This window comes from Streptomyces sp. ME02-8801-2C (assembly GCF_033793965.1).
Taxonomy (GTDB): Bacteria; Actinomycetota; Actinomycetes; order Streptomycetales; family Streptomycetaceae; genus Streptomyces.
In genome coordinates this window covers 896,304-922,368 of the sequence record NZ_JARAXP010000003.1, presented here as the reverse complement: position 1 = coordinate 922,368, position 26,065 = coordinate 896,304, and the positions used below count along the sequence as shown (strand labels likewise).

Annotated in this window: 25 protein-coding genes and 2 pseudogenes; 10 read left to right on the top strand and 17 right to left on the bottom strand. The window is 70.2% G+C overall.

Going from position 1 to position 26,065, the window contains the following annotated elements:
• Window positions 1-6: 6 nt before the first annotated feature.
• Window positions 7-843 carry an ABC transporter ATP-binding protein gene (locus PV396_RS13075; RefSeq protein ID WP_319203888.1) on the bottom strand — a complete coding sequence of 279 codons (837 nt, stop codon included), beginning with the start codon at window positions 841-843 and terminating at the stop codon, window positions 7-9.
• 169 nt (window positions 844-1,012) lie between these two features.
• Between PV396_RS13075 and PV396_RS13070 the strand changes: the two genes are divergently transcribed.
• Together PV396_RS13070 and PV396_RS13065 are read left to right on the top strand one after the other, a co-directional pair.
• The gene (locus PV396_RS13070; protein WP_319203886.1) at window positions 1,013-1,252 is read left to right on the top strand and encodes a toxin-antitoxin system HicB family antitoxin; all 240 of its coding nucleotides are present in this window, start codon (window positions 1,013-1,015) and stop codon (window positions 1,250-1,252) included.
• A 49-nt stretch (window positions 1,253-1,301) separates the two neighbouring features.
• Window positions 1,302-1,640, top strand: coding sequence for a fic family toxin-antitoxin system, toxin component (locus PV396_RS13065; protein ID WP_319204106.1), 339 nt, complete (start codon window positions 1,302-1,304; stop codon window positions 1,638-1,640).
• Here PV396_RS13065 and PV396_RS13060 read toward each other — a convergent pair.
• Together PV396_RS13060 and PV396_RS13055 are read right to left on the bottom strand one after the other, a co-directional pair.
• On the bottom strand, window positions 1,635-2,330 hold the full coding sequence (locus tag PV396_RS13060; protein WP_319203884.1) for a class I SAM-dependent methyltransferase: 696 nt from the start codon (window positions 2,328-2,330) through the stop codon (window positions 1,635-1,637). The genes PV396_RS13065 and PV396_RS13060 overlap by 6 nt on opposite strands.
• A gap of 78 nt (window positions 2,331-2,408) precedes the next feature.
• Complete coding sequence (locus PV396_RS13055; RefSeq protein ID WP_319203881.1) at window positions 2,409-3,095, bottom strand: esterase/lipase family protein; 687 nt, start codon at window positions 3,093-3,095, stop codon at window positions 2,409-2,411.
• 116 nt (window positions 3,096-3,211) lie between these two features.
• Between PV396_RS13055 and PV396_RS13050 the strand changes: the two genes are divergently transcribed.
• Complete coding sequence (locus PV396_RS13050; protein ID WP_319203879.1) at window positions 3,212-5,587, top strand: helix-turn-helix transcriptional regulator; 2,376 nt, start codon at window positions 3,212-3,214, stop codon at window positions 5,585-5,587.
• Window positions 5,588-5,647: 60 nt separating this feature from the next.
• Here the strand turns inward: PV396_RS13050 and bioD are convergent, their stop codons facing one another.
• The 3 genes from bioD to bioB are packed head-to-tail and all read right to left on the bottom strand — an operon-like array spanning window position 5,648 to window position 8,857.
• Window positions 5,648-6,361, bottom strand: a complete 714-nt coding sequence (gene bioD, locus PV396_RS13045; protein ID WP_319204104.1) for a dethiobiotin synthase — start codon at window positions 6,359-6,361, stop codon at window positions 5,648-5,650.
• Window positions 6,362-6,363: 2 nt separating this feature from the next.
• Window positions 6,364-7,653 (bottom strand): adenosylmethionine--8-amino-7-oxononanoate transaminase, encoded by a 1,290-nt coding sequence (locus tag PV396_RS13040; RefSeq protein ID WP_319203877.1) that lies wholly within the window; start codon window positions 7,651-7,653, stop codon window positions 6,364-6,366.
• On the bottom strand, window positions 7,646-8,857 hold the full coding sequence (gene bioB, locus PV396_RS13035; protein ID WP_319203875.1) for a biotin synthase BioB: 1,212 nt from the start codon (window positions 8,855-8,857) through the stop codon (window positions 7,646-7,648). The genes PV396_RS13040 and bioB overlap by 8 nt, the downstream gene beginning before the upstream one ends.
• Before the next feature lie 105 nt (window positions 8,858-8,962).
• Here bioB and PV396_RS13030 point away from each other — a divergent pair, with 105 nt between their 5' ends.
• Entirely contained in the window at window positions 8,963-9,586 is a 624-nt protein-coding gene (locus PV396_RS13030) for a transposase (RefSeq protein ID WP_319204102.1), read from the top strand.
• A gap of 589 nt (window positions 9,587-10,175) precedes the next feature.
• Window positions 10,176-10,678: pseudogene (locus PV396_RS13025) on the top strand (enoyl-CoA hydratase/isomerase family protein); the annotation flags it as partial.
• 139 nt (window positions 10,679-10,817) lie between these two features.
• Here PV396_RS13025 and PV396_RS13020 read toward each other — a convergent pair.
• From PV396_RS13020 to PV396_RS12990, 7 genes and pseudogenes are all read right to left on the bottom strand, one after another.
• Window positions 10,818-11,882 carry an ABC transporter permease gene (locus PV396_RS13020; RefSeq protein ID WP_319203873.1) on the bottom strand — a complete coding sequence of 355 codons (1,065 nt, stop codon included), beginning with the start codon at window positions 11,880-11,882 and terminating at the stop codon, window positions 10,818-10,820.
• 144 nt (window positions 11,883-12,026) lie between these two features.
• Window positions 12,027-13,217: an XdhC/CoxI family protein gene (locus PV396_RS13015; protein WP_319203871.1), complete on the bottom strand. Its 1,191-nt coding sequence runs from the start codon at window positions 13,215-13,217 to the stop codon at window positions 12,027-12,029.
• Between the two features lie 126 nt (window positions 13,218-13,343).
• Window positions 13,344-15,527 carry a xanthine dehydrogenase family protein molybdopterin-binding subunit gene (locus PV396_RS13010; protein ID WP_319203869.1) on the bottom strand — a complete coding sequence of 728 codons (2,184 nt, stop codon included), beginning with the start codon at window positions 15,525-15,527 and terminating at the stop codon, window positions 13,344-13,346.
• A 115-nt stretch (window positions 15,528-15,642) separates the two neighbouring features.
• Window positions 15,643-16,638 (bottom strand): xanthine dehydrogenase family protein subunit M, encoded by a 996-nt coding sequence (locus PV396_RS13005; RefSeq protein ID WP_319203867.1) that lies wholly within the window; start codon window positions 16,636-16,638, stop codon window positions 15,643-15,645.
• Window positions 16,635-17,120, bottom strand: coding sequence for a (2Fe-2S)-binding protein (locus PV396_RS13000; RefSeq protein WP_319203865.1), 486 nt, complete (start codon window positions 17,118-17,120; stop codon window positions 16,635-16,637). The genes PV396_RS13005 and PV396_RS13000 overlap by 4 nt, the downstream gene beginning before the upstream one ends.
• A gap of 219 nt (window positions 17,121-17,339) precedes the next feature.
• Window positions 17,340-17,588, bottom strand: a pseudogene (locus tag PV396_RS12995) (alkene reductase); the annotation flags it as partial.
• A gap of 1,031 nt (window positions 17,589-18,619) precedes the next feature.
• Window positions 18,620-19,243, bottom strand: a complete 624-nt coding sequence (locus PV396_RS12990) for a TetR/AcrR family transcriptional regulator (protein WP_319203863.1) — start codon at window positions 19,241-19,243, stop codon at window positions 18,620-18,622.
• Between the two features lie 228 nt (window positions 19,244-19,471).
• On the opposite strand from PV396_RS12990, the gene PV396_RS12985 reads away from it, so the two are divergent.
• Window positions 19,472-20,560: an alkene reductase gene (locus tag PV396_RS12985; protein ID WP_319203861.1), complete on the top strand. Its 1,089-nt coding sequence runs from the start codon at window positions 19,472-19,474 to the stop codon at window positions 20,558-20,560.
• Between the two features lie 162 nt (window positions 20,561-20,722).
• On the opposite strand, the gene PV396_RS45100 is transcribed toward PV396_RS12985, so the two are convergent.
• Window positions 20,723-20,995, bottom strand: a complete 273-nt coding sequence (locus PV396_RS45100) for a flavin reductase family protein (RefSeq protein ID WP_416071395.1) — start codon at window positions 20,993-20,995, stop codon at window positions 20,723-20,725.
• 77 nt (window positions 20,996-21,072) lie between these two features.
• On the opposite strand from PV396_RS45100, the gene PV396_RS12980 reads away from it, so the two are divergent.
• A complete protein-coding gene (locus tag PV396_RS12980) occupies window positions 21,073-21,294 on the top strand; it encodes a hypothetical protein (RefSeq protein WP_319203858.1) in 222 nt (73 codons plus the stop codon).
• A gap of 413 nt (window positions 21,295-21,707) precedes the next feature.
• Here PV396_RS12980 and PV396_RS12975 read toward each other — a convergent pair whose 3' ends face one another.
• A complete protein-coding gene (locus tag PV396_RS12975; protein WP_319203856.1) occupies window positions 21,708-22,340 on the bottom strand; it encodes a LamG domain-containing protein in 633 nt (210 codons plus the stop codon).
• Here PV396_RS12975 and PV396_RS12970 point away from each other — a divergent pair.
• The 3 genes from PV396_RS12970 to PV396_RS12960 all read left to right on the top strand — a co-directional run bounded on the left by PV396_RS12970 (window position 22,339) and on the right by PV396_RS12960 (window position 24,890).
• Window positions 22,339-22,533, top strand: coding sequence for a hypothetical protein (locus tag PV396_RS12970; RefSeq protein WP_319203854.1), 195 nt, complete (start codon window positions 22,339-22,341; stop codon window positions 22,531-22,533). The genes PV396_RS12975 and PV396_RS12970 overlap by 2 nt on opposite strands.
• 517 nt (window positions 22,534-23,050) lie before the next feature.
• Window positions 23,051-23,176, top strand: a complete 126-nt coding sequence (locus PV396_RS12965) for a hypothetical protein (protein WP_319203852.1) — start codon at window positions 23,051-23,053, stop codon at window positions 23,174-23,176.
• Between the two features lie 586 nt (window positions 23,177-23,762).
• Window positions 23,763-24,890, top strand: coding sequence for an 8-amino-7-oxononanoate synthase (locus tag PV396_RS12960; protein ID WP_319203850.1), 1,128 nt, complete (start codon window positions 23,763-23,765; stop codon window positions 24,888-24,890).
• 78 nt (window positions 24,891-24,968) lie between these two features.
• Here PV396_RS12960 and PV396_RS12955 read toward each other — a convergent pair whose 3' ends face one another.
• Both PV396_RS12955 and PV396_RS12950 read right to left on the bottom strand, forming a co-directional pair.
• Window positions 24,969-25,193 carry a DUF397 domain-containing protein gene (locus tag PV396_RS12955; protein WP_319203848.1) on the bottom strand — a complete coding sequence of 75 codons (225 nt, stop codon included), beginning with the start codon at window positions 25,191-25,193 and terminating at the stop codon, window positions 24,969-24,971.
• Between the two features lie 9 nt (window positions 25,194-25,202).
• Complete coding sequence (locus tag PV396_RS12950) at window positions 25,203-26,060, bottom strand: helix-turn-helix transcriptional regulator (protein ID WP_319203847.1); 858 nt, start codon at window positions 26,058-26,060, stop codon at window positions 25,203-25,205.
• Between the last annotated feature and the right edge of the window lie 5 nt (window positions 26,061-26,065).

The window sequence follows — 26,065 nt, the reverse complement described above, 5'->3', positions numbered from 1 at the left end:
GGGGCGTCAGTCCTCGTCGGTGGGCTTGGTGAGGGACGGGGCTTCGGGGTCGGCCGGCTGAGATTGGCCCTGTCCGCCGGAGAAGAGGCGCATACGCTCCAGGACCGCTTCCGCCGTGGGCCGCGCCATCTCGTCGACGATCCGTCCGTCGGCGAGGAAGAGCACCAGGTCGGAGTGGGCGGCGGCGCCCGGGTCGTGGGTCACCATGACGACCGTCTGGCCGAGATCGTCGACGGCGTCGCGCAGGAAGCCGAGGACCTCGAGGCCCGCGCGGGAGTCGAGATTGCCGGTCGGCTCGTCCGCGAAGATCAGCTCGGGCCGCGAGGCGAGCGCCCGGGCACAGGCCACGCGCTGCTGCTGCCCGCCGGACAGCTGCGCCGGGCGGTGTTTCAGCCGGTCCCGCAGCCCCAGCGCGTCGATGACCTGGTCCAGCCACTTCTGGTCGGGTTTCTGGCCCGCGATGTCCATGGGAAGGGTGATGTTCTCGACCGCGTTCAGGGTCGGGATGAGATTGAACGACTGGAACATGAACCCGATCCGGTCACGCCGCAGCCGGGTCAGATCGCGCTCCTTCAGCCCCGTGATCTCCGTGTCGCCGAGCCACACCTGCCCCGCCGACACGGTGTCGAGCCCGGCCAGACAGTGCATCAACGTGGACTTGCCCGACCCCGACGGTCCCATGACCGCGGTGAAGCGCCCGCGCGCGATGTCCACGTCGACCGAGTCGAGGGCGAGCACGGTGGTCTCGCCCGAGCCATACGCCTTGGTCAGGGCACGGGCGCGGGCCGCGGTCCCGTCCGCCTCCGCGTGCCCGGGGGCGTGCTCCGCAGCAGGTGTGGACAAGGCTGCCTCCTTCAGTGGCTTGCTGGTCGTGGCCGGCCCGATGTCGTACCGACGTCCCTCGTTCCTTGTCCCGGCCGAGCGTAGTGTGACGAGGCGCACACCCGGTATCCCTTTTCACTCCCCGGGGGCCCTCTTGCCGGTGCTAGCACTCACGCGCTAGCTTCGAGGTATGCCCAAGACTCAGCTGAACGTCCGGGTGGACGAGGGCACCGCCCGGGCAGCGCGCGAACAGGCCCTCGCCCGTGGGATGAGCGTCAACCGCTATATCGAAGAGCTGGTCAGACATGACACCGGCGAGGCGGGCCACACCTTCGTGGAGGCCGCCGCCGACTTCATGAAGCAGTACGAGTCCGTCTTCGCCGAGGAGTTCGGCACGGACCGTGAAGGCAAGCGCGAAGGTCGTCACTGACCCCTTGGACAACTCCGGCAACCTCAGGATCGACCTCGCCTGGCTCCTCATGATCGCCGAACGGAAGACGCCCGGAGACCCCCAGGTCTCCGACTGGGGCGCTCTGGTCGCCGCCGTCGCCCGCCACGAGGCCGAGATATTCGACATCCCCGTCTACGACAACCCGCACGCCAGGGCCGCCGCCCTGCTTCAACTCCTCCTGCACGTGCCCGCGTTGGAGCGCTCCAACGCGCTGTTCGCCTCCGCGGTCGCCTACGCCTACCTGATCGCCAGCGGGGTCAAGGTCGTCACCTCGCCCGAGCAGGTGCGTGAGCTCGCCCGGCTGGTGAAGACGGGCGACGCCTCGGTGCAGGACATCGCGCACGAGCTTCGCCAGTGGAGCCTATGAGGCATCCGGCTCCGGGGGACGCCACGCGCTGCCCATCACGCAGTACGAGATGGGCAGCCGCGGCACCTTCTTGGCGAGCAACAGCCGCCGGTACGGGCCGAGTTCGAACCCGGCGTCCCGCAACGCGGCGACCGGGTCCCGGGACAGATGACAGCCGCCGGCGAGCGCCGGCCACACCGTGCGGTCGAGGGCGCGCTGGGTGAAGCGCATCGCGGGCCCGCCGCCGACGCCGTGCTCGAAGAACCGCACCTCGCCACCGGGCCGCAGCACCCGCCGTACCTCCGCGAGCGCGCGGGAGACGTCCCGGACACCGCACAGCACCAGCGAGAGCACCACCGCGTCGAAGGCCTCCGCCTTCACAGGCAGCGCCTCCGCCACGCCCGGCACGACATCGACGGGCACTTCGCAGCGCATCGCCGCCTCCACGGCCAACTGCCGCAGCAGGCGCTCGGGTTCGATCGCGACGACCTCTGAGACGGTGCCCGGATAACGCGCGAAGTTCAGTCCGTTGCCGGCGCCGATCTCGATCACCCGGCCGGAGAGCCCGGCGAGCAGCCGGTGCCGCAGGGCGCCGAGCCCCATGCCGGTCTCGGCGGCGGCGCTGAGCCGGGCGTAGTAACGGGCGAACAGCGGATGGTGCACGGGATCCCGCGGCACCTTCACGGAGCCGGGGGCGGACCGTAGCGGCATGGGGACCTCCCGGGGAGGACTGGCCTTACCGCGATTGTCCCCTCTCGCGGGACCCGCGCACCCTCGCTGTCGGCGGGATCAGGCGATGAAGTTGCGCACCTGCTGGTAGACGCCGTAGTCGTTGTTCATCTCGTCGTGCGAGATACAGCCGACCTCGACGTTCGTGGCGCCGCTGAGGATCGCGGTGGTGTCCGGGGTGAGCGCGTCGTCGCAGTTCGACCAGTAACTGGCGTACGACACACTGCCCGGCGTCTCGTCGCCCGAGTTCAGCGAGGTCAGGAACGAACTTCCGGTGTACATCTCGGCACACGAGGTGTACAGCCACGAGCACCAGGAGGCGACCGTGGTGCCGTGGTTGACGCCGGCCGCGGAGACGAAGTCGTCGACGTAGGCGGTTCCGCCGAGGTTCTTGAGGTAGTAGCGAGCGCTCAGCGCGCCCATCGAGTGGACGACGAGGTCCACCTTCGAGGCGCCGGTCGCGGCCAGAACTCTCTTGACCTCGGTGGCCAGTTGCTGGGCCGTCGTGACGTTGGACTGGGACCACGAGTACGACCAGGCGTCCAGCTCGGAGGCCGTGTAGCCGTCGGCCTTGAAGTCGGCGACCCAGTCGTCCCAGCTGCTCGACGAGCTGCTGAGGCCGTGCACGAAGACGATCGGATTGTGAGTGGCGGCGTGGGCGGGTGTCGCGGTGAGCGAGAGGGACAGAAGCATCGAGGACACGACGGCCGAGAAGGCTGCTGTGATGCGTCGCATACGGCGCTGCATGGTGCCTCCTGATATGGGGCGGGGTTGGCTGGAGTGTCAGGCCGGGTCTACGCGCGCCGCATCGGTGAAATCGCCGGTCTTTACGCACCTTCTAACTCGCCAGTAACGTGAGTGGTGTGGTGACCTCGGTGAATCCCCCGCCTCTCCCGCGTATTTCGCCACCGCAGCTCACGGACGCGTGGCAGCAGCTCGGCCCCCCGCTCCCCGAAGGCGTCCGCGTGCGCGTCCTGCGCGCCGCGTACGGCGATCCGTGCGCCGCCGCCGAACTCGTACCGCGCCTCACCGAACGGCAGGCGGCGGGCCTCGACCCGCTCCCGTCGGATCCCGCCGAACTCGCCCCCGAACTGCTGCGGGCGCACCGCCGGGAGATCCGCGCCCTGCCCGACGACACCCGGCTGCTGCTCCTCCTCGCCGCCGCCGACCAGCACCCGGTACCGACCTGCGCCTTTCTGCGCGCGGTCGCCGCCGGCCACCTCGACACCCGGGCCATCGAAGCAGCCGAGGCGGCCGGAATCGCCCAAGCGACGGCGAACGGAGTCGTCTTCCGCGACGCGTGGACGCGCGTCGCGGCCTACGAGTCCGGATCCTCGGCGGACCGCCGCGACACACACCGACTGCTGGCCCGTGTCCTGCACGGCGACGGCGAGACACCCCGGCGGTCCTGGCACCGGGGCGCCGGCGCCCTCGGCCCCAGCGCACGGCTCGCCGGCGAACTCGGCGCCTCCGCGCACGAGGCGCGTGAGTTCGGCGACCACCTCCTGGCCGGCGCCCTCGCCGAACGCGCCGCCGCCCTCTCGCCCGACCCGCGAGACCGGTCCCGGCTGCTCTCCCGGGCAGCCGCCGACGCCTGGCACCGGGGTGACGGCGACCGGGCCCGCGGACTGGTACTGGTGGCGTCCTCGGACGAGAGCGCGCTGAGCGGCATGCTCGCCCTGCGCTCGGGCAACGCGACCGAGGCCTTCGACGGGCTGCTGACGGCCGCGGTCCGGCACGCGCGAGCCGCGCTGGAGCAGGGGCGAACGCCTGATCAGGGGCGCATGCCTGAGCGGGGCAGCGCGCTGAATCGTTCCGCCGGAGATCAGGGACAGCCGGGCTCCGATCTGCCGGACGGCCCGTATCCGTACCCCTACGGACCCCCGTACCCGCACCCGGACTCTCAGTCGTCGCAGCGCGTCCCGAACCCCGCCCTGGACGTCGCCGTGCACCTGCTGGCACGTGCCACCGAGGCCGCCATGTACACCGGTGACCTGCGCCGCTGCCGGGAGGCGGCCACCGTGTCCGCACGGCTCGGCATCATCCCGCCCGGCACCCTCGCGGGACTCGCCGCCGCCGTCGAGGGCCGGTACGAGGACGCCCGCAACCTCCTCAAGGCCGCCGCCGGGCGCTGCGGCCCCGGTGGCGACCCCACCCTGCTCATCCACTCGGGCATCGCCGCACTGCTCCTCGGCGACCACCCCGGCGCCGAACGCGCCACCGTCCGGGCCGCCGCCTCCGCCCGCGCCCGAGGGGAGACGGTGACCGTCCCGCAGGCCATGGAGTTCCGGGCCTACGCCGACTTCTGGACCGGCCGCCCACGCGCCGCCGAGACCGCCGCGGCCGACGCACTCTGGCAGGCGTACGCCACCGGCCAGGACAACGGCGCCTGTCATCTTCAGGCCGCCCTCGCCATGTTCGCCGCGGTGACCGGAGACGGCGAGGTCTGCCGGGACCGCGCCGAGGCCGCCCGTACCCACGCCCGCGCCCACGGTCTGGGACTGCCCGCCGCCCTCGCCCTGTGGGCGCTCGCCTTCCTCGATCTGTCCACGGGCCGCTTCGAGAGCGCCGCCGCCCGGCTGCGCGCCCTCGCCGGATTCGGCCCCGGCCACGGCCACCGGGCCATCCGGCACCTGGCCACCCCGCACTATGTCGAGGCCGCCGTCCGCACCGGCGACACCCGCGTCGCACGGGCCGCCCACGCCGACTACGACCGCTGGGCCACCGCCGTCCGCAGCCCCGACGACCTGGCCCTCAGCGCCCGCTGCCGCGCCCTGCTCGCCCCCGGCGCCGAAGCGGTCGATCACTACCGCACCGCCCTCGACCTGCACGCACACGGCACACGCGACTTCGAACGCGCCCGTACCGAGCTGCTGTTCGGCAGCGCGTTGCGCAGGCTGCGGCAACGCACCGAGGCGCGGGACCGGCTGCACAGTGCGCTGGAGGCGTTCGAGACGTTCGGTGCGCCGCACTGTGCGACGCAGGCACGGGCGGAGCTTCGGGCGCTGGGGGCGCCGGTGACTGTGGTGTCGGGGCCGGTGAAGGTCGCTGCGCGGCTTACGGCGCAGCAGTTGATGGTGGCGCGGATGGTGGCGGAGGGGGCGACGAACCGGGAGATCGCCGTGCGGCTGGCTTTGAGTCCGCGGACGATTGATCATCATCTGCGGGGGGTTTTCTCGCGGTTGGGGATTCGGTCTCGGGTTGAGTTGGTGCGGTTGTTGGGGGAGGAGGGGTTGTGAGTTGTCAGTTGTGAGTTGGCTGCGGGCCGGTGGGGGCTTGTCGCGCAGTTCCCCGCGCCCCTAAAAACGCCCGGCGTCGAATTGCGCCGCGTTCCATGTTCCGCCCAACGGTGGGGCCAGCCAACTGCCTGCCATCGTGCGGAAGTTGGCCGGAGGGAGGGTTCCCACCCCCGCAGGTAGTGCTCCGAGTAGAGGTGCCCCGGCGACCACCGGCAGGTCGGCCACGTTGCAACGGGACGCCAGATCCGGCTCGTCGGGCCAGCTGCCGATGACGATGCCTGTCAAGTCGATGTTTCTGCGGGAGAGTTCACGGGCCGTCAGTTCTGTCGTGTTCAGGGTGCCCAGGCCCGCCGAAGCGACGACCAGTACGGGCGCGTTCATCAACTCCGCCGCGTCCGCCAGGGTTTTGCCCTCGTCGTCGAACCGTACGAGGAGTCCGCCGGCGCCCTCCACCAGTACCAGGTCGTACTCGGCGGCCAGTTTCGCGGCGGCCTCCGCCACCTCGGCCGGTCGCACCGGCGGGAGCGAGGCCCTGCGGGCGGCTGTCGCGGGGGCCAACGGGTCCGGATAGCGGGCGAGTTCGACCGCGTGTACCGGGCCCGCGAGCCGCGCGACCTCGTCGGCGTCACCGGGCTCGTCGGGGCGTACTCCCGTCTGCGCCGGTTTGAGCACGGCCACCGTGTGGCCCGCCGCGAGGGCCGTGGCGGCGACGGCGGCCGTCGTGACCGTCTTGCCGACCTCCGTGCCCGTCCCCGTGATCACCAGGATCGGCATGTTCATCCCTCCTCGGCCGCCGCGCACACCGCGCGCGCGATCCGGGCCACGTCCGCGTCGCCGGTGACGTACGGCGGCATGGTGTACACGAGGTCGCGGAACGGCCGCAGCCACACGCCCTCGCGCACCGCCGCCGCGGTGGCAGCCGCCATGTCCACCTCGTGGTCGAGCTGGACCACCCCGATCGCGCCCAGCACACGTACGTCCCGGACTCCGGGGAGCTGTGCCGCGTCGGCCAGTCCGTCGCGCAGTCCGGCCTCGAGCCTCTTGACCTCCGCCTGCCAGTCCTGGTCGAGCAGCAGGCCGATCGAGGCGCAGGCGACAGCCGCCGCCAGCGGGTTGCCCATGAAGGTCGGGCCGTGGGCGAGTACCGGGACCTCGCCGCGCGAGATGCCGTGCGCCACCCGTGCCGTGCACAGCGTCGCCGCCATCGTCAGATAACCGCCGGTCAGCGCCTTGCCCACGCACATCACATCCGGGGTCACCGCCGCGTGCTCCGCCGCGAACAGCGTGCCCGTGCGGCCGAACCCGGTCGCGATCTCGTCGAACACGAGCAGTACGCCGTACGCGTCGCACGCCTCGCGCAGAACCCGCAGATACGCGGGGGAGTGGAACCGCATCCCGCCCGCGCCCTGCACCACCGGTTCGACGATCACGGCGGCCAGTTCGTCGGCGTGCCGCTCGATCGTCGAGCGCAGATGGTCGGCGTACGACTCGTCGTATTCCGTGGGGGGCACGTCCGCGAAGACCTGGCGGGGCAGGACGCCCTGCCACAGCTCGTGCATGCCGCCCTCGGGGTCGCACACGGACATCGGCTGCCAGGTGTCGCCGTGGTAGCCGCCGCGCCAGGTCAGCAGACGCTGCTTCGCCGGGCGGCCCACCGAACGCCAGTACTGCAGACACATCTTGACCGCGACCTCGACCGACACCGAACCGGAGTCGGCGAGGAAGACATGCTCGAGTCCATCAGGCGACAAGTCGACAAGGAGCTTCGCCAGCCGCACGGCGGGCTCGTGGGTGAGCCCGCCGAACATGACATGGCTCATCCGCGAGAGCTGCTCGCGCGCCGCCTCGTTGAGCACCGGGTGGTTGTAGCCGTGGATCGCCGACCACCAGGACGACATCCCGTCGACCAGCTCGCCCGAGCCGTCCGCCATGCGGAGCCGCACGCCGCTCGCCGACTCCACGACGAGCGGTTCGACCCGGCCCGGCATGGGCCCGTACGGATGCCAGACGTGCCGCCGGTCCAGGTCGAGCAGCTGGGACAGAGGCAGGTCAGCCAGGTCAGGCATTGGGCGCGAGGTCCGTTCCGGCACCTCGACGGCGTACGGTCACCAGGTCCGTACGGGGCTCGCTCACCGTCGGAGTGGCGGGGGCGGCCGTACCGCAGACGCCACCGCCCTCGTGTGAGCCGCACCCACCACCCGTGGATTCGTGGGACCCGCACTCACCACCCGTGGACGCGTGGGACCCGCATCCCCCGCCCACCGCCGCCCGGTGCTCGGGCAGCGTCACCTGGTCGGCGCCCTCGACCTCGAAACCGGCGTCGGCGATCATGTCGAGGTCGGCCTTGCCCGCCTGGCCCTCGGTGGTGAGATAGTCGCCGAGGAAGATCGAGTTGGCCAGGTGCAGGGCGAGCGGCTGCATCGAGCGCAGATGGACCTCACGGCCGCCCGCGATCCGTACCTCCGCGTCCGGGCACACGAACCGGACCATCGCCAGGATGCGCAGACAGCGCTGCGGGGTGAGGTTCCACTCCTTGGCCAGCGGGGTGCCCTCGACCGGGATGAGGAAGTTGACCGGAACCGAGTCCGGGTCGAGGTCACGGAGGGAGAAGACGACGTCGACGAGGTCGGCGTCGCTCTCGCCCATGCCCGCGATCAGGCCCGAGCAGGCGGACAGCCCGGCCGCGTGCGCCTTCTGGACCGTGTCGACGCGGTCCTCGTAGGTGTGGGTGGTGGTGATGTCGCCGTACGTGGCCTCGGACGTGTTCAGGTTGTGGTTGTAGGCGTCCGCCCCCGCCTCGCGCAGCCGCTCCGCCTGGCCGTCGGAGAGCAGGCCGAGACACGCGCACACCTCGACGCCCTCGTTCTGGTCCTTGATCGCCTTGATGGTGCCGGCGACCCGGTCCACGTCACGGTCCGTCGGGCCGCGCCCGGACGCCACCAGGCAGACCCGCTTGGCGCCCCCGGCCAGCCCGGCCGCCGCAGCCTTCGATGCCTCGTCGGGCTTGAGCCAGGTGTACTTCAGGATGCCGGTGGTCGAGCCGAGGCGCTGCGAGCAGTAGGAGCAGTCCTCGGGGCACAGGCCCGACTTCAGGTTCACCAGGTAGTTGAGCTTCACCCGCCGCCCGAACCAGTGCCGGCGCACCTTCCCGGCGGCGGCCACCACATCGAGGAGATCGTCGTCGGAGGTGGCCAGTACGGCCAGCGCCTCTTCACGGGTCGGCAACTCGCGCCGCAGCCCCTTGTCCACCAGCGTCGTCAGCAGGTCCATGGGAGCCGATCCTGACGTATCCGACGGGCCGAGCGAAAGGAGGGTTGGTACAACAGAGGCGCTTCGATGTGTGGGGTATGTAACATGATCGACGGCTGCAGTTAGCTGCGTGTACCCGATTCGACTCGTAACCGGGCCTGGCTCGGGCGGACGGCCCATCACGGCTATCCCACGCCGGACCTGATGACGCTGGTCGAGACCGGGACGAGAGCGTTGATCGGCGCGGTGTTCGGCCCTACCGACGAGGGTGAGACTGCCTATGCCCGTCGCCTGTTGCACCTGCTCGGGCCGGACATGCTGGTGCTGTGGGACAAGGGCTTCGACGCCAACGACTTCCTTGCCCAGGTGACCACGACCGGCGCAAAAGTGCTGGGCCGGCTCCGCAGCAACCGGCGCACCCCGGTCCTGGCCCGTCTCGACGACGGCTCCTACCTGTCGGTGATCGGCACTGTCGCAGTCCGGATCATCGACGCCGAGATCACGGTGGCCTACGCTGATGGCACCGTCTTCACCGGCTCCTACCGGCTGGCCACCACTGTGACCGACCACCGCCGGCACCCGGCCAGGACGCTGATCGGCCTCTACCACGAGCGCTGGGACGTGAGAGCGCGTACTACGCGCTCCGCCCCACGCTCCTCGCCGGCCGGCACCTCCGCTCGGGCGACGCGGTCGGCCTCGAACAGGAGATGTGGGCCCTGCTCGCCCTTTACCAGGCCCTACGCATCGTGATGGTCGAGGCCGCCGAGTCCCTCCCCGACCCCGACCCCGACCGCTGCAGTTTCACCGTGGCACTGCAGACCGCCCGTGACCAGGTCGTCCAGGCCACCGGGATCGTCCCCGACGAGCCCGGCCCTCTCGGACTGATCGGCCGGCGGGTGCTGGACCGACTCCTTGCGCCTCGCCGTCACCGGACCGGCACCCGCAAGGTCAAGTCCCCGATGTCCCGCTACAGCGAGCGACGCGACGATGGCCGTCCCGATCGCAGCCGCATCGTTACCCACCTCACCGTCACCGTTCTCGAACCCGGCCCCCAACAGCCGTCTTTGCCTACAGCCTCCCGCGATGACCGCCACACCGCCCAGCCCAGCGCCGACGGCATCGCACTCTCGCCCTGCTGCAGGACGACCCGACCCGCCGGTGGAGACCCGCGGAGATCGCTGCCCACTTCGGCGACGTCACGCTGCACACCATGTATCGGCGGCTCTCCCGATCAGCCACAGCGCCTCAGCCGGGGCGACCCACTCCATCAGCACCACGGTGCCGCCTGTCAGGAACGTTTCCGTTGTGTTGATCACCACGTTGCCGTAGACACGGAGTGGGCAGAGCCGTTACCACGACGTCCGCGGACGTTCGGGCGTGCATGGTCGCGGTGATCAAGCGCTCGTGCCCGCTCCAGGACTCCTTCACGGCCGTGGCCCGCATCCCCAAGCCCCTCGTCGCCGCCATCACCGGGTACGCGCTCGGTGGCGGCTGCGAGCTCGCCCTGTGCGCCGATTACCGGATCGCCGCGGACGATGCCAGGATCGGCCAGCCCGAGATCCTGCTCGGGCTGATCCCCGGTGCGGGCGGCACCCAGCGCCTGTCCCGGCTCATCGGGCCGTCCAGGGCCAAGGACCTCATCTTCACCGGCCGGATGGTCAAGTCCGACGAAGCCTGCCGCATCGGCCTGGTCGACCGTGTCGTCCCGGCCGCCGAGGTGTACGAACAGCGCACGCCTGGGCCGCCCGGCTGGCCAAGGGCCCGGCCCTCGCGCTGCGGGCCGCCAAGGAGTCGATCGATGAGGGCCTTGAGGCCCACATCGACACCGGTCTCACCCTCGAAGGCGACATTCCTGTGAGTGAGGTGCCCCCGGCTCCGGTGGAGTCATGTTGCTGGGCAGAAGGTGCTCCAGAGGCTCAAGGAGGTGTCTCGCCGCGCGCCACAGCAACCTCGTCCGCGGTGACACCCTCCCCACACCTTGTCAGGCCTGTTGGGTTGTCGCCGTGGGGCGCCGCGCCGGGGCGTCCCGCCAGAAGACGAGACCGGCGCAGAGCACGGTCCACCCGGCCAGGATGGTGATGCCCTGCACGAGGCCGTCGTTGTCGAAGTGGGACAGGCCCTGGACGGCGCGCACTCCGACACCCACCGGGAGAATCTCTGACAGCGGGCGCAGCCAGCCCGGCAGGTAGGCGGCCGGCAGGGTGCCGCCGCTCGTGCTGTTGCCCAGGGTGAGCAGGATGACGGAGGCCAAGGGCAGGCCGGCCCGGCCGAACAGCCGCATGATCGCCATCGTCGCACTGCCGACCGCGGCACCCATCAGAGCGACGAGCCCCGCGATTCCGAGGAAGGGACCGGGCAGAGCACCGAAGCCGAGACTGCCCGTCAGCAGGGCCACGATCACGCCTCCGAGCACACTGAAGGAGGCCAGGCTCAACATGCGTCGGCGGAACTCCAGGCGGGGAGCCATCTGGTAGGTCATCATGCCGAACAGGAAGCCGGCCAGGACGAGACCGAAGGCGGCGTAGAACACCGACATGCTGCGAGTGTCGCCGTCCGCCGCCGGCACGACATCCTTCACGACCAGCGTGCGCCCGCTCGACTGGGCGAGCGCCGAGAAAGCACTGCTGACCGTGGAGGTGACCGACGGCCCGTTGGCACCGGCATACAGCAGCTCGGGCGGGCCGTCAGCGCCGGTGACGTACGCGGCGTACGCCGTCCGGTCCTGCACGGCGTGACGGGCCGCGCTCTCGTCGGTATACCGCTTCACTTCGAAGCCACCCGGTAGGCCGCGCTCCAGGCCGTCGGCTGTCTGCCGGGCCTGCTGCGCGGTGCCGACGACGGCCACCGGCAGGTCGTGCGGCTCGGGTGCGTGGAAAGCCGCGAGGTACACGCTGACGAAGATGGAGCCGATGAGCAGCACGATGGCAACGGGCAGCAGCACGCCCTTCAGCCCGTCGGCAGGGCGCTGCGGCGGGACGGCGTCCAGGACATGATCATGATGCCTGGAGCGCGCTGTTGACGGCAGGGGTGTTGATCTGGTGGACACTGGGGCCTGTCCGTTCGATGTGGGGTCAACGAGGCGTACGAGTGAGTAGCTGCCGGTGATGTGTGCTTCCGGTCGGTGATCGGCACCGCATTCATGGGATCGGCGGTGCGAACGAGAGCCCTGGGGGTTGTTCCGACCGGGCCCTCAGACTGTGAGCACCCCGGCAGATGTGACGCCTGCAGTCGGGGCGGGTGAGGTGTTCCCGTGGACTTGGCGGTCGGTTCGGTCATGGTGGATCGGGGTGTGTGAGTCGCTCAGGGGCAGGCCTGTTCCGCCCTGGCGGGAGGCGATGATCTCGGCTGCGATGGACAGGGCGGTTTCCTCGGGGGTGCGGGCGCCGAGGTCGAGGCCGATGGGTGAGTGCAGGCGGGTCAGTTCGGCTTCGGTGAGGCCGACTTCGCGGAGTCTGCGATCACGGTCCTCGTGGGTGCGGCGGGAGCCCATCGCACCGATGTAGGCGGCCGGCAGGCGCAGGGCCGCTTGAAGGAGGGGTACGTCGAACTTGGCGTCGTGGGTGAGGACGCAGATCACCGTGCGGTCGTCGGTCGGGGTGTGTTGCAGGTAGCGGTGGGGCCAGTCGACCACGATGTCGTCGGCCTCGGGGAAGCGTGTGCGGGTGGCGAAGACGGGGCGGGCGTCGCACACGGTGACGTGGTAGCCGAGGAACTTGCCCACGCGTACGAGGGCGGCGGCGAAGTCGATGGCGCCGAAGACGAGCATGCGCGGCGGCGGCACGCTCGACTCGACGAACACGGTCAGGTCCGGCTCGCAGTGGGAGCCGTCCTGCGCTATGTCGAAGGTGCCGGTGCGGCCGGCGTTCAGCAGGGAGCGCGCTTCCTGCACAACGGTGCGGTCCAGGTCGGGATGCCCGCCGAGCTCACCGTCGTAGGAGCCGTCCTGGCGCACTGCCAGCGGCCGCCCGAGCAGCTCTGCTGGGCCGCGGGTCACGCGGGCGAGCGCCACCGCCCCACCCCGGGCGGCTGCCGACAGCGCCACCTGGAGCACCTTCCTGCCCGGTCCGTCGGCGGGCATCGGGGTGACCAGGATGTCGAGGACGCCGCCGCAGGTCAGGCCGACGGCGAAGGCGTCCTCGTCGCTGTAGCCGAACCGCTCGCGCACCGTCTCGCCGTCGGCGAGCGCCTGAGTGCACAGGTCGTAGACGGCGCCTTCCACGCAGCCGCCGGAGACCGAGCCGATGGCCGTGCCGTCGGCGTCGACGGCCAGCGCGGCGCCCGGCCCACGCGGCGCGCTGCCGCTGACGCCCACGACAGTGGCCACGGCGAAATCGCGTCCCTCATCGAGCCACCGGCTCAGCTCGCGCGCGATGTCCAGCATGCTGTTTCTTTCTCGTGGTGGTCGGAGTCGGATGGCGCGGATCTGCCATGAGGCGGCTCAGCCCTCGTCGCGCCGCAGCCGCCCGAACGGGCACGCCGCGACGAGGGCTTTTGGACCGCTGTCGCCTCAGAGCAGCTTGTCCAGCGTGATCGGCAGGTCCCGCACCCGCTTGCCGGTCGCGTGATACACGGCGTTCGCGACGGCCGCTCCGACACCCGTGATGCCCACCTCGCCCGCGCCGAGGATGCCGAGGGGCGTGTTCGGATCCGGGTCGTCGAGGAAGGACACGTCGATCGGCGGGACATCCGCGTGCACCGGGACGTGGTATTCGGCCAGGCTGGGGTTCATGATGCGTCCGGTGCTCGGCTCGACGAGGGTCTCCTCGGCCATCGCCAGGCCCAGGCCCATCACGATGCCGCCGCGCACCTGGCTGGCCGCCGTCTTCGCGTTGATCACCCTGCCGATGTCGAACACGCCGACCCACCGCGACACCCGCGTCTCGCCGGTTTCCGCATCCACGCGCACCTCGCAGAACTGCACACCGGAGGCAGCCTTGATCAACCGCTGGGCGCCGAGCAGGAAGCCCGGGAGGAAACGTGCCCGCCCGGCGATGCGGCCCAGCCGCGTCTCGGATCCGATTTTGGCTTCGATGTGCGGCACCTTCGCGCGCCGGAGTATCTCCTCGTGGCTGTCGCCGCCGGTCTTGCGGGCCATGGACTTCAGCGTCTGCTTCAGCTCCTCGCACGCCTCCAGCACACTGGCGGCGGTGCTCGCTGTCTGGACCGAGGAAGCGGCGGCCGGCCCCATCGGCAGATCGGAATCGCCGTACTCCACACGCACGGCGCCGAACGGCACACCCAATGCGTCGGCCGTGATCTGGGCCTGGGCCGTGGCCGCGCCCATGCCCATCTCGTGGAAGGCGCAGCGCACCAGGACACTTCCGTCCGCCGACAGCCGGACCATGACGTTGACCGGCATCGACAGTGCCGGGTGGAACGCCGTGGCCACACCCGTCCCGACCAGCCACCGCCCCTCGCGCGTCGAACGCGGCTCGGGGTTGCGCTCGTGCCAGCCGAACCGCTCCGCGCCCAGCGCGTACAGCTCGGGCAGCTTGCGGTGGGAGAACTTCTTCTTGCCGTCGATCGGGTCGACCTCGGTGTCATTGCGCAGGCGCAGCTCGATCGGGTCCATACCCAGCTCGTACGCCAGTTCGTCGATCGCGGACTCCAGCGCGAACGTGCCGACGGCCTCGCCCGGCGCCCGCATGAAGGTGCTGGGCACCAGGTCGAGTTGGACGCGGTCATGCCGCGCGAGGATGTTCTCGGACGCGTACAGATGCTGGGACGCAGAGGTGACCTGCTCGAAGGTACCTCCGATCTCGCTGGCGCGGGTGACGCTGGTGTGCAGCAGCGAGGTCAGCTTCCCGTCGCGGTCCGCTCCCAGCGCGACCCGCTGGATGGACGGGGTGCGTCCGCCCACCGTGCGGTAGACCGCCTCCCGCGACAGCACCAGCCGCACCGGCCTCTTGGTCGCCCGGGCCGCCAGCACCGCGAGGATGGTGCCGGGCCACATCGAGACCTTGCCGCCGAAAGCGCCGCCGACGAAGGGCGCCAGCACCCGTACCTTCGTCCTGGGCACGGAGAACCGCAGCGCGAGGTGGGTGCGGAGCCAGTCGATCGACTGCGTCGCGTCGTGGACGGTCAGCCGGTCGCCGTCCCAGACGGCGGTGGTGGCGTGCAGCTCCAGCGCGTTCTGGCTGTGCGGCGGGGTGGTGTACCGCAGGTCCAGCGACACCTGCGCGGTAACCAGCGCCGCCTCCGCATCACCCCTGGTTGCTCCCCGGGGGAAGAACGAGTCGTTCTGTTGCGGCTGTGCGTCCTGTTCGGCCCCCTCGAAGTCCACGACGGACTTCGTCACCGTGTACTCGGCGCGCACCAGCGCGGCTGCCTCCCGGGCGGCGGCGGAGGTCTCCGCGACCACCACCGCGATCGGCTGCCCCTCCCAGTGCACCTCGTCGGTCTGCAAGTAGTTCACCGAGGTCCCGGAGAACAAACCGGCGAAGTTGAATGTTCCGGGCAGCTGCGCCGGTTTCATGGGGGGTGCGTTGAGGTGGGTGAGGACGGCGATCACACCCGGCACCGCGCTCGCCTCGTCGGTGTGCAGGGCGGTGACCCGGCCGCGGCTGATGGTGGCGTGCACGAGCACGGCGTGCGTGAGGCCGGTATAGGAATGCTCGGCGGCGAACTTCGCCGCACCCGTCGTCTTGACGCCGCCGTCGATACGGTCGAGCGGTTGTCCGATCGTAGTCATTCCGCCCCGCCTTCCTCAGTACGGCCCGAGCGCACATCACGCGAAAGCCGCGCAGGCCGGGCAGGGATGGTTGTCACACTGACCGGGCGTGAACCGGTTGCCTTTGACCTCGACATCAGGCGCCGCTCCCGTCGGTCAGCAGCTGCCGCAGGGTGGCCACGATCGTGCGCCGCGCGAGCTCGATCTTGAAAGCGTTCTGCGGTCCCCCCTCAGCGGCGGCGAGTTCGGCCTCCGCCGCCAGCCGGAAGGCTTCCTCGGTCGCCGGCCGGCCAAGCAGCGCGCGTTCGGCCTCGGTGGCGCGCCAGGGTTTGGTGCCGACGCCGCCCAGCGCGAGCCTGACCTCGGTGATCACGCCGTCTTCGACGGCCAGCGCGGCGGCGACGGAGACCAGGGCGAACGCGTAGGACGCGCGGTCGCGGACCTTGCGGTAGCGCGAGTTCGCCGCGACCGGCACCGGGGGCAGCTCGACGGCCGTGATCAGCTCGTCGGCGGCGAGCACTGTCTCGATGTGCGGGGTGTCGCCGGGCAGTTGGTGGAAGTCGGCGACCGGGATACGCCGGATGCCGCGTACGCTCTCGACCTCGACGACCGCGTCGAGCATCACCAGCGCCACCGCCATGTCGGAGGGGTGCGTCGCGTTGCAGTGTTCGCTCGCCCCCAGCACCGCACTGCCCCGGGAGAACCCGGCGATCGCGTCGCAGCCACTGCCGGGTTCGCGTTTGTTGCAGGCGGAGGTCTCGTCGTAGAAGTACATGCAGCGGGTGCGCTGCAGCAGGTTCCCGCCCACGGTCGCCATGTTCCTCAGCTGGGCGGACGCCCCCAGCAGGATCGCCTGCGCCAGCACCGGATAGCGGGCCCCGACCAGGGGGTCCGCCGCCAGCCGGCTGTTGCTCACCAGCGCCCCGACACGCAGACTGCCGTCGGGGAGCTCCTCGATCCCGGTCAGCGGCAGGCGGGTGATGTCCACGACCGTCGCCGGGTGCTCGATGCCCTCGCGCATGAGGTCGACGAGGTTCGTGCCGCCCGCGAGGAACTTCACGTCCTCGCTGTCCGCGATGGTGCGCAGTGCGGTGGCCGTGTCCGGGGCGCTGAGGTAGGAGAACGACTTCACTTCGCGACCTCCCTGATCGCCGAGACGATGCCGTTGTAGGCGCCGCAGCGGCACAGGTTGCCGCTCATCCGCTCCCGGATCTCCGCCTCGTCCAACTCCCCGCCGCCGTCGGCGAGATGCTCGGTCGCCGCGCTGGGCGCGCCGTCCTTGTGCTCGGCGAGCATGCCGATCGCCGAGCAGATCTGGCCCGGCGTGCAGTACCCGCACTGGAACCCGTCCGTACGGACGAACGCCGCCTGCAGCGGATGGTCGACGCCTTCGATGGTCGTGATCTCACGGCCCTCGTACTGCACCGCCAGCGCCAGGCACGAGTTGATCCGCCTGCCGTCCACCAGCACCGTGCAGGCACCGCACGCGCCCTGGTCGCAGCCCTTCTTGGTACCGGTCAGGCCCAGGTACTCGCGCAGCGCGTCGAGCAGACTCACCTGCGGTGAGACGTCCAGTCTTCGGGCGGACCCGTTGATCCGCAGCTCTATCTCCACCGTGTCATTCCTCCAGTTCGCCCGAGGGCTCGTTCTCTTGAGGGGGGCGCCATCAGGCACAAAGGGCTGGATCAGAAGTCTCTGGCCTGCGGCCTGGAACTCCGCGCGGCCTGGAACGCCGCGTTCTTTCTGGTCGTGCTCGCGAATGGTGATCTCTGCTCAGGTCACCCGCAGTTGACGAGCAGAGCCGTGGGTCACCTTCCGCCAGGCGTCGACCTACTGGGCGGTGTGCAAGCCGTGGGGGTGTTGCGCCGGCCCAGGCCGACCCGCCGACGGCTGGATGCCCTCGGTGATGATCAGGCCGGCGCTCGCGCGCTGGGCGTAGTACGTGGCCATCAGCTCTGTCGCCGTGACTGCGGGAGCATCGGCACGGACGGGGGGTTAGCGGCTGGGGGTTAACGGCGCCATCGCGAGGTGGTTCGCCAGCGCCTTGCCGCTCAGGTCGATCGGGTCGAACGCGGTAGTCATAGCGGCTTCCTTCACATAACGGGTCGGGTGAAAGACGCAGGCGGCGACCTCGCGGCGTACCGGTTCCCAGCACTCCGTCGGAAATGAAGCCTCCGACAGGAGACTCTACACCCGCATGAGACTAAGTCTCGTAATTGATTTGCTGTCCGGCTTGCGGCAATGTGTGCAGGTGAGATGTAGTTCTCGATCGAGGCTGAGTCGCAAATCGAGCTGCATAGGTATGTTCCCTGTATGGCCGACTCCGCCGACTCCGCCGGCCACACCCCGGCGAGACCTCCGGGCCTGTGTGAACGCGTGCGCGCAGAAGTCCGCATGGCGGTCCCACGCCGGAGCCCCTGCCTGGCGCGGTCCACCTGGCCACGTGACTGTCGCCGCGTGCCCGGGAAGCGGCGACCTGGAGCCCGCTGCAGACAAGCGCCACCTGTGCCAGGACGTCGAGTTCCCGCGGCGTCAGGGGCGGGCCCGGCACCGGGCGGGTAATGGCCGGGCCGGCCGCCCGGCCATGTCGAGCAGTCGACCGCGCAGGTCACCTCGGGCACCTGCTGCTCGGCGCCCCTGCCTGTCGGGGTCGCATGTCGGCGCCGACCCGGCCGCGATGCGCACCCGTGCCCGGCGGGACAGCGACGTCTACGTCCTGCACGGTTGCAGGCGTCGACCGCCCATGGCGGTCACTCGGACTACTACCAGCTGATGGCCCGCACCTCAGATGATCGGACCCGCGGCGGCGTCTCCTGTTTCGTTGTCCCCACCGAGTCGCCCGGGCTGTCGGTCGACATGCCCGAGCGCGACCCGGTGTCGGGCCCGCCCGACTTCGGCGCGTGGGCAGGGTCGTCCATGTCGGGGTGGCCGGGGGAGGTGCGGCCGGCATGAGAGCCGCGGTGCCTGCTGTCGCCGAGCTGGACGATCTCTTCCCGGTTATCGGTCGGCTACCCGCTTCGGCCGAACCCCCTGGCGCTGTGCGACGTGGCACGGGACAGCCGTGGCTCGCCGTCCCGGTTGGTGAACGCAGGTCGTCGGTCTTGGGCGGGTGGTTACTCCGTCAGTGCGCCCATGGCCTGATCGAGCAGGTCGGCGAGGGGGACCGTGCCCTCGCTGGCGACCCATCCTCTCGCGGCCGCGTCCAGGCAGGCGAGGGCGGCTGCGACCAGTGCGGCCGCCCTGGGATCCTCCGGCCGTTCAGGTCTGACGTCCAGTCGCCTGGCGATCTCGGGCACCATCTGTTCCTGCCACGTCAGCTGCTTCTCGAGGTGCCGGGCGCGCAGTGACGGCGTCTCGTGCAGCAGGCTCAGAAGGCTCAGCGCCCGCTCGGGTGATTCCTTGTTCACCCGCACCAGGACGTCGAAGGCCCGGCGCAGCGCCACCCAGGGCCGCTCCTCGTCGGGGCGGGCGGCGAGCGCTTCCGTGACCTGCTGGCCATTGCCCTCCAGACCGACCAGCACGATGTCTTCCTTGGTTCCGAAGTACCGGAACAGGCTGGCGCGCGAGAGCCCCGCTTCGGCGGCGATCTGGTCGGCGGTCGTCCGGCCGAAGCCCTGATCGGTGAAGAGCCGAAGCGCTACTTCGGTGACTTCCGCCCGGACCGTCGCCCGCATGCGTTCACGCAGACCGGGCGGCTTCGTCGGAGTGTGCTTGGCGGTGCCGGCGGAGTCAGTCATAGGAGCCATGCTACCGCTACGACTCAACCTGAGACGTAGTCTCGATCGAGAGCAGCATCTCACCCATGCCGCACAGCCGGGCGGAAAGCCATCTTGAGACTTAGTCTCAAATAGATGTATAGTCTCCTTTCGGAGGCTTCGTTTCCGACGGAGTGCTGGGAACCGGCACCCCGCCAGGCTGTCGCCCGCCGCCTCTCCCACCCGATCCATGCTGTGAAGGAAGCTGTTATGACCACCGTGTTCGACCCGATCGACCTGAGCGGCAAGGCGCTGGCCAACCGCATCGCGATGGCGCCCATGACCCGCAGTCGCGCCGACGCCCCCGCAGCCACGGCGACAGACCTGATGGCCACCTACTACGCCCAGCGCGCGAGCGCCGGCCTGATCATCACCGAGGGCATCCAGCCGTCGGTCGCCGGCCAGGGCTACACCAACACCGCCGGTCTGCACACCACCGAGCAGGTCGACGCCTGGCGGAAGGTGACCGACGCCGTCCACGCCCAGGGCGGCACGATCTTCGCCCAGTTGATGCACGCCGGCCGGCTCGGCCACCCCAGCCTGCTGCCCGACGGCCTCACCCCCGTCGCCCCTTCTCCCGTCGCGGCGGCGGGCCAGGTGTTCACCTACCAGGGCCTCCAGGACTTCGTCACGCCGAAGGAGCTGGACCAGGACGACATCACCCGGACGATCGCCGACTTCGCCGCAGCGGCGCGCAACGCGATCGCCGCCGGCTTCGACGGCGTGGAGCTCCACGGGGCGAACGGCTACCTGATCCACCAGTTCCTCGCCCCCAACACCAATCTGCGCACCGACAGTTGGGGAGGCGGGCCTGCGGACCGGGTCCGCTTCGGCATCGAGGTCGCCAGGGCCGTCGCGGAGGCGATCGGCGGCCACCGGACCGGCTTCCGCATCTCGCCCGGCAACCCCTACAACGACATCGCCGAGACCGACCCGGCGGACGTTCTGGAGACCTACACCACCCTGATCGCCGGTCTCGCCCGGCTGGACCTCGCCTACCTGCACCTGCTCGAGAGCCCGGACCGCGACCTGACCAACCGGCTGCGCAAGGACTGGCCGACGGCGTTCATCCTCAACCCCTTCACCCACCCCGAGACCACCGGTCCCGACGCCCTCGCCCACATCGAGGACGGCACCGCCGACATCATCGCCTTCGGCGCGCTGTTCCTGGCCAACCCGGACCTGCCCGCCCGCCTCGCCGCCGGCGGCCCCTACAACACCCCCGACCCGGCCACCTTCTACGGCGGCGACCACCGCGGCTACACCGACTACCCCACACTCCCCACCGACAGCGCGTGACCTGAAAAGAAGTCACCACCGTTGGGACAAGGTGAGCTTGTCCCGCTTTGACGGACACCATCCGTGGAACGCCTTACCCCCCTTCGCTGACGAGCCGTCAGCAAAGGGCGACACTGGGCCGGCGTCACTGCCGGGCCGTGGCCACCCGCTACGACAGAGGGCCTACGTCTCCCATGGCACCGTCACGACCGCGGCGATTCGATGATGGCTCCGCCCCTGATTCCCGGGACACTCCCCGGTTTTAGACTCCCTGTGGACAACAGCACCTGGTTTCAGGCTGAGGACCCGGAGGAGTGCGACGAGGAGCTCTGGGACTTCGACGAGACCGAACTCGCCTTCCTTGCAGCTCTGCGCGCCCGGGCCGATCGAGACCGAGCAGAAGGAGGTCGCCGTGAACCCGCGCCACTGTCCGGCCTCGTCGGCGGTGGTGACGATGGTGACGCCGGAGGGGAAGGACCCGCGGTGCTCCGGCCGAAGGGAGCCCGCCGAACCGGCCGGGCTCGACGGGCTGAGTGAGCACGTCCTTGAAGTTGGTCACCCGCCTGTCTCCCCGGCTGATCGCCGGACCGGGCCTGCTGGTCGGCGCGGGCGGCATGCTCTGGTTCGCCGGCCTGGAGCCGGACTCCTCCTACGCCGGACATCTGCTGCCGGCGATGTTCGTCACCGCGGTCGGGCTCGGCAACACGGGCAAGCAGGAGCACACCGAGGGCACGGCGCCCGTCCACATGGGCTGACCGCCGCTTCCGCCCACGGGGGCCGACCCCGCACCGGGCGGCGTACCGCGCCCGGCACGCTCACGACGACGTACGGCGGAGGCGGCCCACCGCGACGCCTCCGCCGTACAGGAGCGGGCAGATATGACGCCCGGTCGTTGCCTTCGGTGGCGGCCACGCCGATCAGCTGCTCCAGGCGACGGCGCGGACGCCGCTTGCGTGGCGCCGCGTGCCACGCGGAATCTCCCACCGGGCCGTGAAGCAGACGGAACGTCATGGGCTGCTGGGCGAGCCCCAGAACCGTGTTCCCGCCCGGCGTCATGACACTCCGTCCGGCTTCCTGTACCGGACAACTCCCCCCACCGGCCGACCGGAACCACTCGGCCCCCGCCGCTCCTGGTGCGAGCGGCGGGGGCCAAGGATGGCTGTGTCGGTCAGTGCAGTGCGATGGCCTCCGTCGACGACAGCTTGCGCGGGTAGACGTGGACGTCGGCCACGGAACCGGGGAACACCATGTACGGGGTCGTGGCCGCCGCACTGTTGACGCAGCCGCCGACGGTCAGGGGGAGTGAGGAGTCGTACTGGGGGCTGAGGTTGGCGGCCGTCCCCATCAGGGTGCCGTTCTGGTACAGGGCCATGACACCGGTGGTGGAGTCACCGGCGACGGGTGCCTTGTAGGTCGCGACGAGATGGGTCCAGGTGTTGACGGGGCCGGTGTTGTTGTCTCCTTCGGCGGTGGGGAAGTCGGAGTTCTCGTCGTTGGTGGTCGTGGTCTGGAACATCCAGCCCTGGTTGCCCCGGTCGTAGCCGAGGTAGAACGCCTGGTGCTGGCTGGTCCCCTCGCAGATGGCGGTGGCGGGGTTGTCCGCCGAGTCGAGCTTCATCCAGGCGGAGACCGTGTAGTCGGCGAGGGTGTCGACCGCGGTGTGGTCGCTCTCGAGCGTGGTAGTACGGGTTGCGCCGGCCAGTGACGACCCAGGTGGGAATGTCGATCCGTGACGCTGAGGGTCAGTTGGTACTGGCCGAAGCCGGTTTCCCGGGCGATCGAGAACCCGGCCCGCGCCCATGTATGCCGTTGGCCAGGCTCTTGTCACCGGACCCGTCGACGAAACGGTGGGACGCAACGACGGCATCATGGGCATCACCCGCTCGACCGAGGGTGACGAGATGCTCGTCGTCGAGCTGGACCACGACCTGCTGATGGCCTCGGCGCGGTGCGTCCGTGGCCCCTTTCCCGGCGGACGGCTTCGCCACCCGTGACTCTGCCCTTGTCACGGCGAACCGGTGCGAACAACTGCAAGGCACATACACGTAATTCGTCCGCCGGTTCGGCCGCCGGGTGCGGGTGCGCCTCGCTCAGCGGACCCCTTCCCACAGGCTCCGCTCGGTACCGCGTGATCAACATCGATCAGCGAAACCACGGCGACTCCGACCGGACCGCATTCGGCCAGCGGCGCCTCGATGCGGTCCGTCTCAGGGAACAGCACCTCGAAGTCAAAAGATGTGTATGTCCAACCAACGATGCTCATCAGACCTCTCTCCGAGCGGGATTCACCGGTACTTCTCGTCTGCCAACAGTCGTGCGGAGCACCGGTTTTCTGCGCCGGCCGATGCGATGAGGGAATGGAGTGGTTCGCCCAGCAGGTCCAGCGCGGCAGCTACTCGATGTTCGAGAACAGCGGTCACGAGCCGCACATGAACAAGCCCGACCTCTTCAACGAGCGGCTGCTCCGGTTCCTGACATGGAGATGTCGCGGCAGTTTCTGGTTGACACATCGTGACGACCACGCACAGGACGGCGGTCTACGGCGACCCGATGAACCCGATGCCGGTGACCGCGGCGGCCTACGTCAACGGAGTCTGCCTCCCCGTCGATGGCGGCCTGTCGGCGCGGTGCCGGTGAGGTCGAGAAGGCCGGCGACGATGCCCGCCCAGGAGAGTGCGTGCGCAGGCTGGTACCGACGATCCGTGCGGCCTCCCGAGTGCTGTAGCCCTGCTCCATGAGATGGGAGTATGCGGCCCGCTCCCGGAACCGGCCTCTTCCCGTCACTGGCCTCGCGGTTCTTCCGGGTCTCGAAGCCGATCGCACCGCTTCGTCTGGGGTGTTGCGAGGACCGTTAGAACCCAAGCGCCGTCAGAGGGCCACAGGCTCGTTCCTCGCGGCCTGTACGGGCCGGTGCAGGACTGCCTCGACGGCGACCTGGGCGACTGACGCGTTCCTGAAGTGAGGCTGCTGGTGGTGCGCCGGTTACAGGCGCTTCGCTGTGCGGTCGCGCAGCAGCAGCCACTGACTCGCGTCGGCTCCGCCTGGGCGCGCGGCCGGTCCGTGCAGTGAGAGACGATCACCCCGAGAGGACGTGATATAGCATCTGACCTGGGCGTTTTCCTTGCTTGACAAAACCGGATGTGGGTATTGCCACATCATGGGTGTCAGAGGGTGAGGTTAGGGTCTGTTCACTGCCTACAACACGTAGCTGCGCGGAGGACTCATGGCGTTCGGCTGGATCGACGAGCAGGCCGAGGCGCGCCGCCGCGCCGGACTCGTACGGACCCTGCGCCCGCGTCCCGCCGACTCGCCGCTCCTCGACCTCGCCAGCAACGACTATCTGGGCCTGGCCCGCCACCCCGAGGTCACCGAGGGCGCGGCCCGGGCCGCCCGGCGCTGGGGCGGCGGTGCCACCGGCTCGCGGCTCGTCACCGGCAGCACCGAACTGCACGCGGAACTCGAACGCGAACTGGCCGACTTCTGCGGATTCGAGGCCGCGCTGGTCTTCTCCTCCGGATACGCGGCCAACCTCGCCGCGGTCACCGCGCTCGCACCGCACGGCTCCCTCGTCGTCTCGGACGCGGGCAACCACGCCTCGCTCATCGACGGCTGCCGACTGGCCCGGGGCACGACCCAGGTCGTCGGCCACGCCGACCCGGACGCCTTCCGCAAGGCGCTCGGCACCCACAGCGGGTCGGCCGTCGCCGTGTCCGACACGGTCTTCTCGGTCGACGGGGACGCGGCACCACTCGCCGAACTCGCCGCCGCCTGCCGGGAGTTCGGCGCGGGGATGGTGGTCGACGACGCGCACGGGCTGGGAGTCCTGGGCGAGGGCGGGCAGGGGTCGGCGTTCGCGGCCGGGCTCGCGGGCGCGCCGGACGTCGTCGTGACGGTCACGCTGTCCAAGTCGCTCGGCAGCCAGGGGGGCGCCGTGCTGGGCCCCGCTCGGGTGATCGAGCACCTTGTGAACGCGGCCCGTACGTTCATCTTCGACACCGGCCTCGCCCCGGCGGCGGCGGGCGCGGCCCTCGCGGCCCTCACCCTGCTGCGCCGCGAGCCCGAACGGGCCGCACGGGCGCGTGCGGTGGCGCGTGAGCTGCACACCAGGCTGAGCGCACAAGGGCTGTCGGCGGTACGGCCGGACGCGGCCGTCGTCTCCGTGCGCGCACCCTCCCCGGAGGGGGCCGTGCGATGGGCGGCCGACTGCCGGGCCGCCGGCGTGGGCGTGGGCTGCTTCCGTCCGCCGTCCGTGCCCGACGGAGTGTCCCGGCTGCGGCTGACCGCCCGCGCGGACCTGGCCGAGGAACAGATCGCGCGTGCGGTACAGGTGATCGGCGAGAACCGACCGTAGACGTGTAGATCCACAGGGTCGTTGATCAGTGACACGCGACCATGAGTCGGCGAACCGCGGCCGTGCGTCCTTGGGCGATCACCTCAACGCGGTGAGGAAGCCCTTCCAGCTCTCGGGGAAGAAGAGCAGGACGGGCCCCGCCACGTTCTTGGAGTCGCGTACGGCGAGCCGACCTGCCCGGACTCCGGTGTCCGGACGGGCCGTCTCCACACAGTTGTTCGCGCCGGTGCTGTAGCTGCTGCGCAGCCATTGAACACCGGGCGGTTCGACGACGGACGGTACGTTTCGAGGCATTGCGGACATGGCGCCTCCTTACCCGCCGTGATTCAGACCGGCGATGAAATCCAACGAATCCTCGGGCGAAAGGGCGTGGATCTGAAGGGTGTTGAAGGCCTCGCTGTAGGCCCGGAGGTCTTCTTTCCGTTCGAGGTAGAGGCTACTCATCATCTGGTCGAGAACAACCACATCCAAGTCAGAAGTGCTCGGAAAGGAGAAGATAACGAAAGGGCCGGTGATGCCGATGTATGCCCCCGCGGTGAACGGCAGGATCTGCAACCGCACTTGGGGCAGTCTGGCCGCTTCCATGAGGCGCCCCAGCTGACGTGTCATCACCTCAGGACCGCCCACTTCACGGCGCAGCACCGCCTCGTCGAGGACCGCGCTCAGCGCCAGCGGCGGATCCGAACGCAGTACGTCCTGCCGGGCCAGCCGCACCTCGACCAGTGCGTCGAGCCGGGTCTCCTCCACGCCGTCCACGGCGGCCCGGGTCATCGCGCGCGCGTACTCCGGGGTCTGCAGCAGCCCCGGCACCACCGAGGTCTCCAGCGTGCGCATCGTGCTGGCCTGCGACTCCAGGCTGATGAAGTCCCGGTAGGTGGGCGGCAGCACGCCCCGGTAGGCATGCCACCAGTGGTGCCGGCCGCCGTCCTCGCCGCCCGCCAGCACGAGTATCAGTTCACGCGACTCGCCCTCCGGAACCCGGTACGCGTCCAGAAGTAACCGTACGTCGGCCGGCTTCACCCCGCTCGCGCCGGTCTCGATGCGGCTCACCTTCGACTGGTGCCAGCCCATCAGACGCGCCGCCTCACCGCTTGTGAGGCCGGCCCTGGAGCGCAGTGCGCGCAGTTCGTCACCCAGCTTTCGGCGGCGCACCGCGGGACCGTACTGCATGGGCC

Excerpts from the sequence above, each read along its gene's own strand:
- PV396_RS12975 (WP_319203856.1), bottom strand. The coding sequence starts at position 22,340 with ATGGGCGCGGGCCGGGTTCTCGATCGCCCGGGAAACCGGCTTCGGCCA.
- bioD (WP_319204104.1), bottom strand. The coding sequence starts at position 6,361 with ATGCCGATCCTGGTGATCACGGGGACGGGCACGGAGGTCGGCAAGACG.
- bioB (WP_319203875.1), bottom strand. The coding sequence starts at position 8,857 with ATGGACCTGCTGACGACGCTGGTGGACAAGGGGCTGCGGCGCGAGTTG.
- PV396_RS12955 (WP_319203848.1), bottom strand. The coding sequence starts at position 25,193 with ATGTCCGCAATGCCTCGAAACGTACCGTCCGTCGTCGAACCGCCCGGT.
- PV396_RS13015 (WP_319203871.1), bottom strand. The coding sequence starts at position 13,217 with ATGCTGGACATCGCGCGCGAGCTGAGCCGGTGGCTCGATGAGGGACGC.
- PV396_RS13010 (WP_319203869.1), bottom strand. The coding sequence starts at position 15,527 with ATGACTACGATCGGACAACCGCTCGACCGTATCGACGGCGGCGTCAAG.
- PV396_RS13055 (WP_319203881.1), bottom strand. The coding sequence starts at position 3,095 with ATGCAGCGCCGTATGCGACGCATCACAGCAGCCTTCTCGGCCGTCGTG.
- PV396_RS13070 (WP_319203886.1), top strand. The coding sequence starts at position 1,013 with ATGCCCAAGACTCAGCTGAACGTCCGGGTGGACGAGGGCACCGCCCGG.
- PV396_RS12960 (WP_319203850.1), top strand. The coding sequence starts at position 23,763 with ATGGCGTTCGGCTGGATCGACGAGCAGGCCGAGGCGCGCCGCCGCGCC.
- PV396_RS12990 (WP_319203863.1), bottom strand. The coding sequence starts at position 19,243 with ATGACTGACTCCGCCGGCACCGCCAAGCACACTCCGACGAAGCCGCCC.
- PV396_RS12970 (WP_319203854.1), top strand. The coding sequence starts at position 22,339 with ATGTATGCCGTTGGCCAGGCTCTTGTCACCGGACCCGTCGACGAAACG.
- PV396_RS13040 (WP_319203877.1), bottom strand. The coding sequence starts at position 7,653 with ATGCCTGACCTGGCTGACCTGCCTCTGTCCCAGCTGCTCGACCTGGAC.
- PV396_RS12950 (WP_319203847.1), bottom strand. The coding sequence starts at position 26,060 with ATGCAGTACGGTCCCGCGGTGCGCCGCCGAAAGCTGGGTGACGAACTG.
- PV396_RS12985 (WP_319203861.1), top strand. The coding sequence starts at position 19,472 with ATGACCACCGTGTTCGACCCGATCGACCTGAGCGGCAAGGCGCTGGCC.
- PV396_RS13065 (WP_319204106.1), top strand. The coding sequence starts at position 1,302 with ATGATCGCCGAACGGAAGACGCCCGGAGACCCCCAGGTCTCCGACTGG.
- PV396_RS13060 (WP_319203884.1), bottom strand. The coding sequence starts at position 2,330 with ATGCCGCTACGGTCCGCCCCCGGCTCCGTGAAGGTGCCGCGGGATCCC.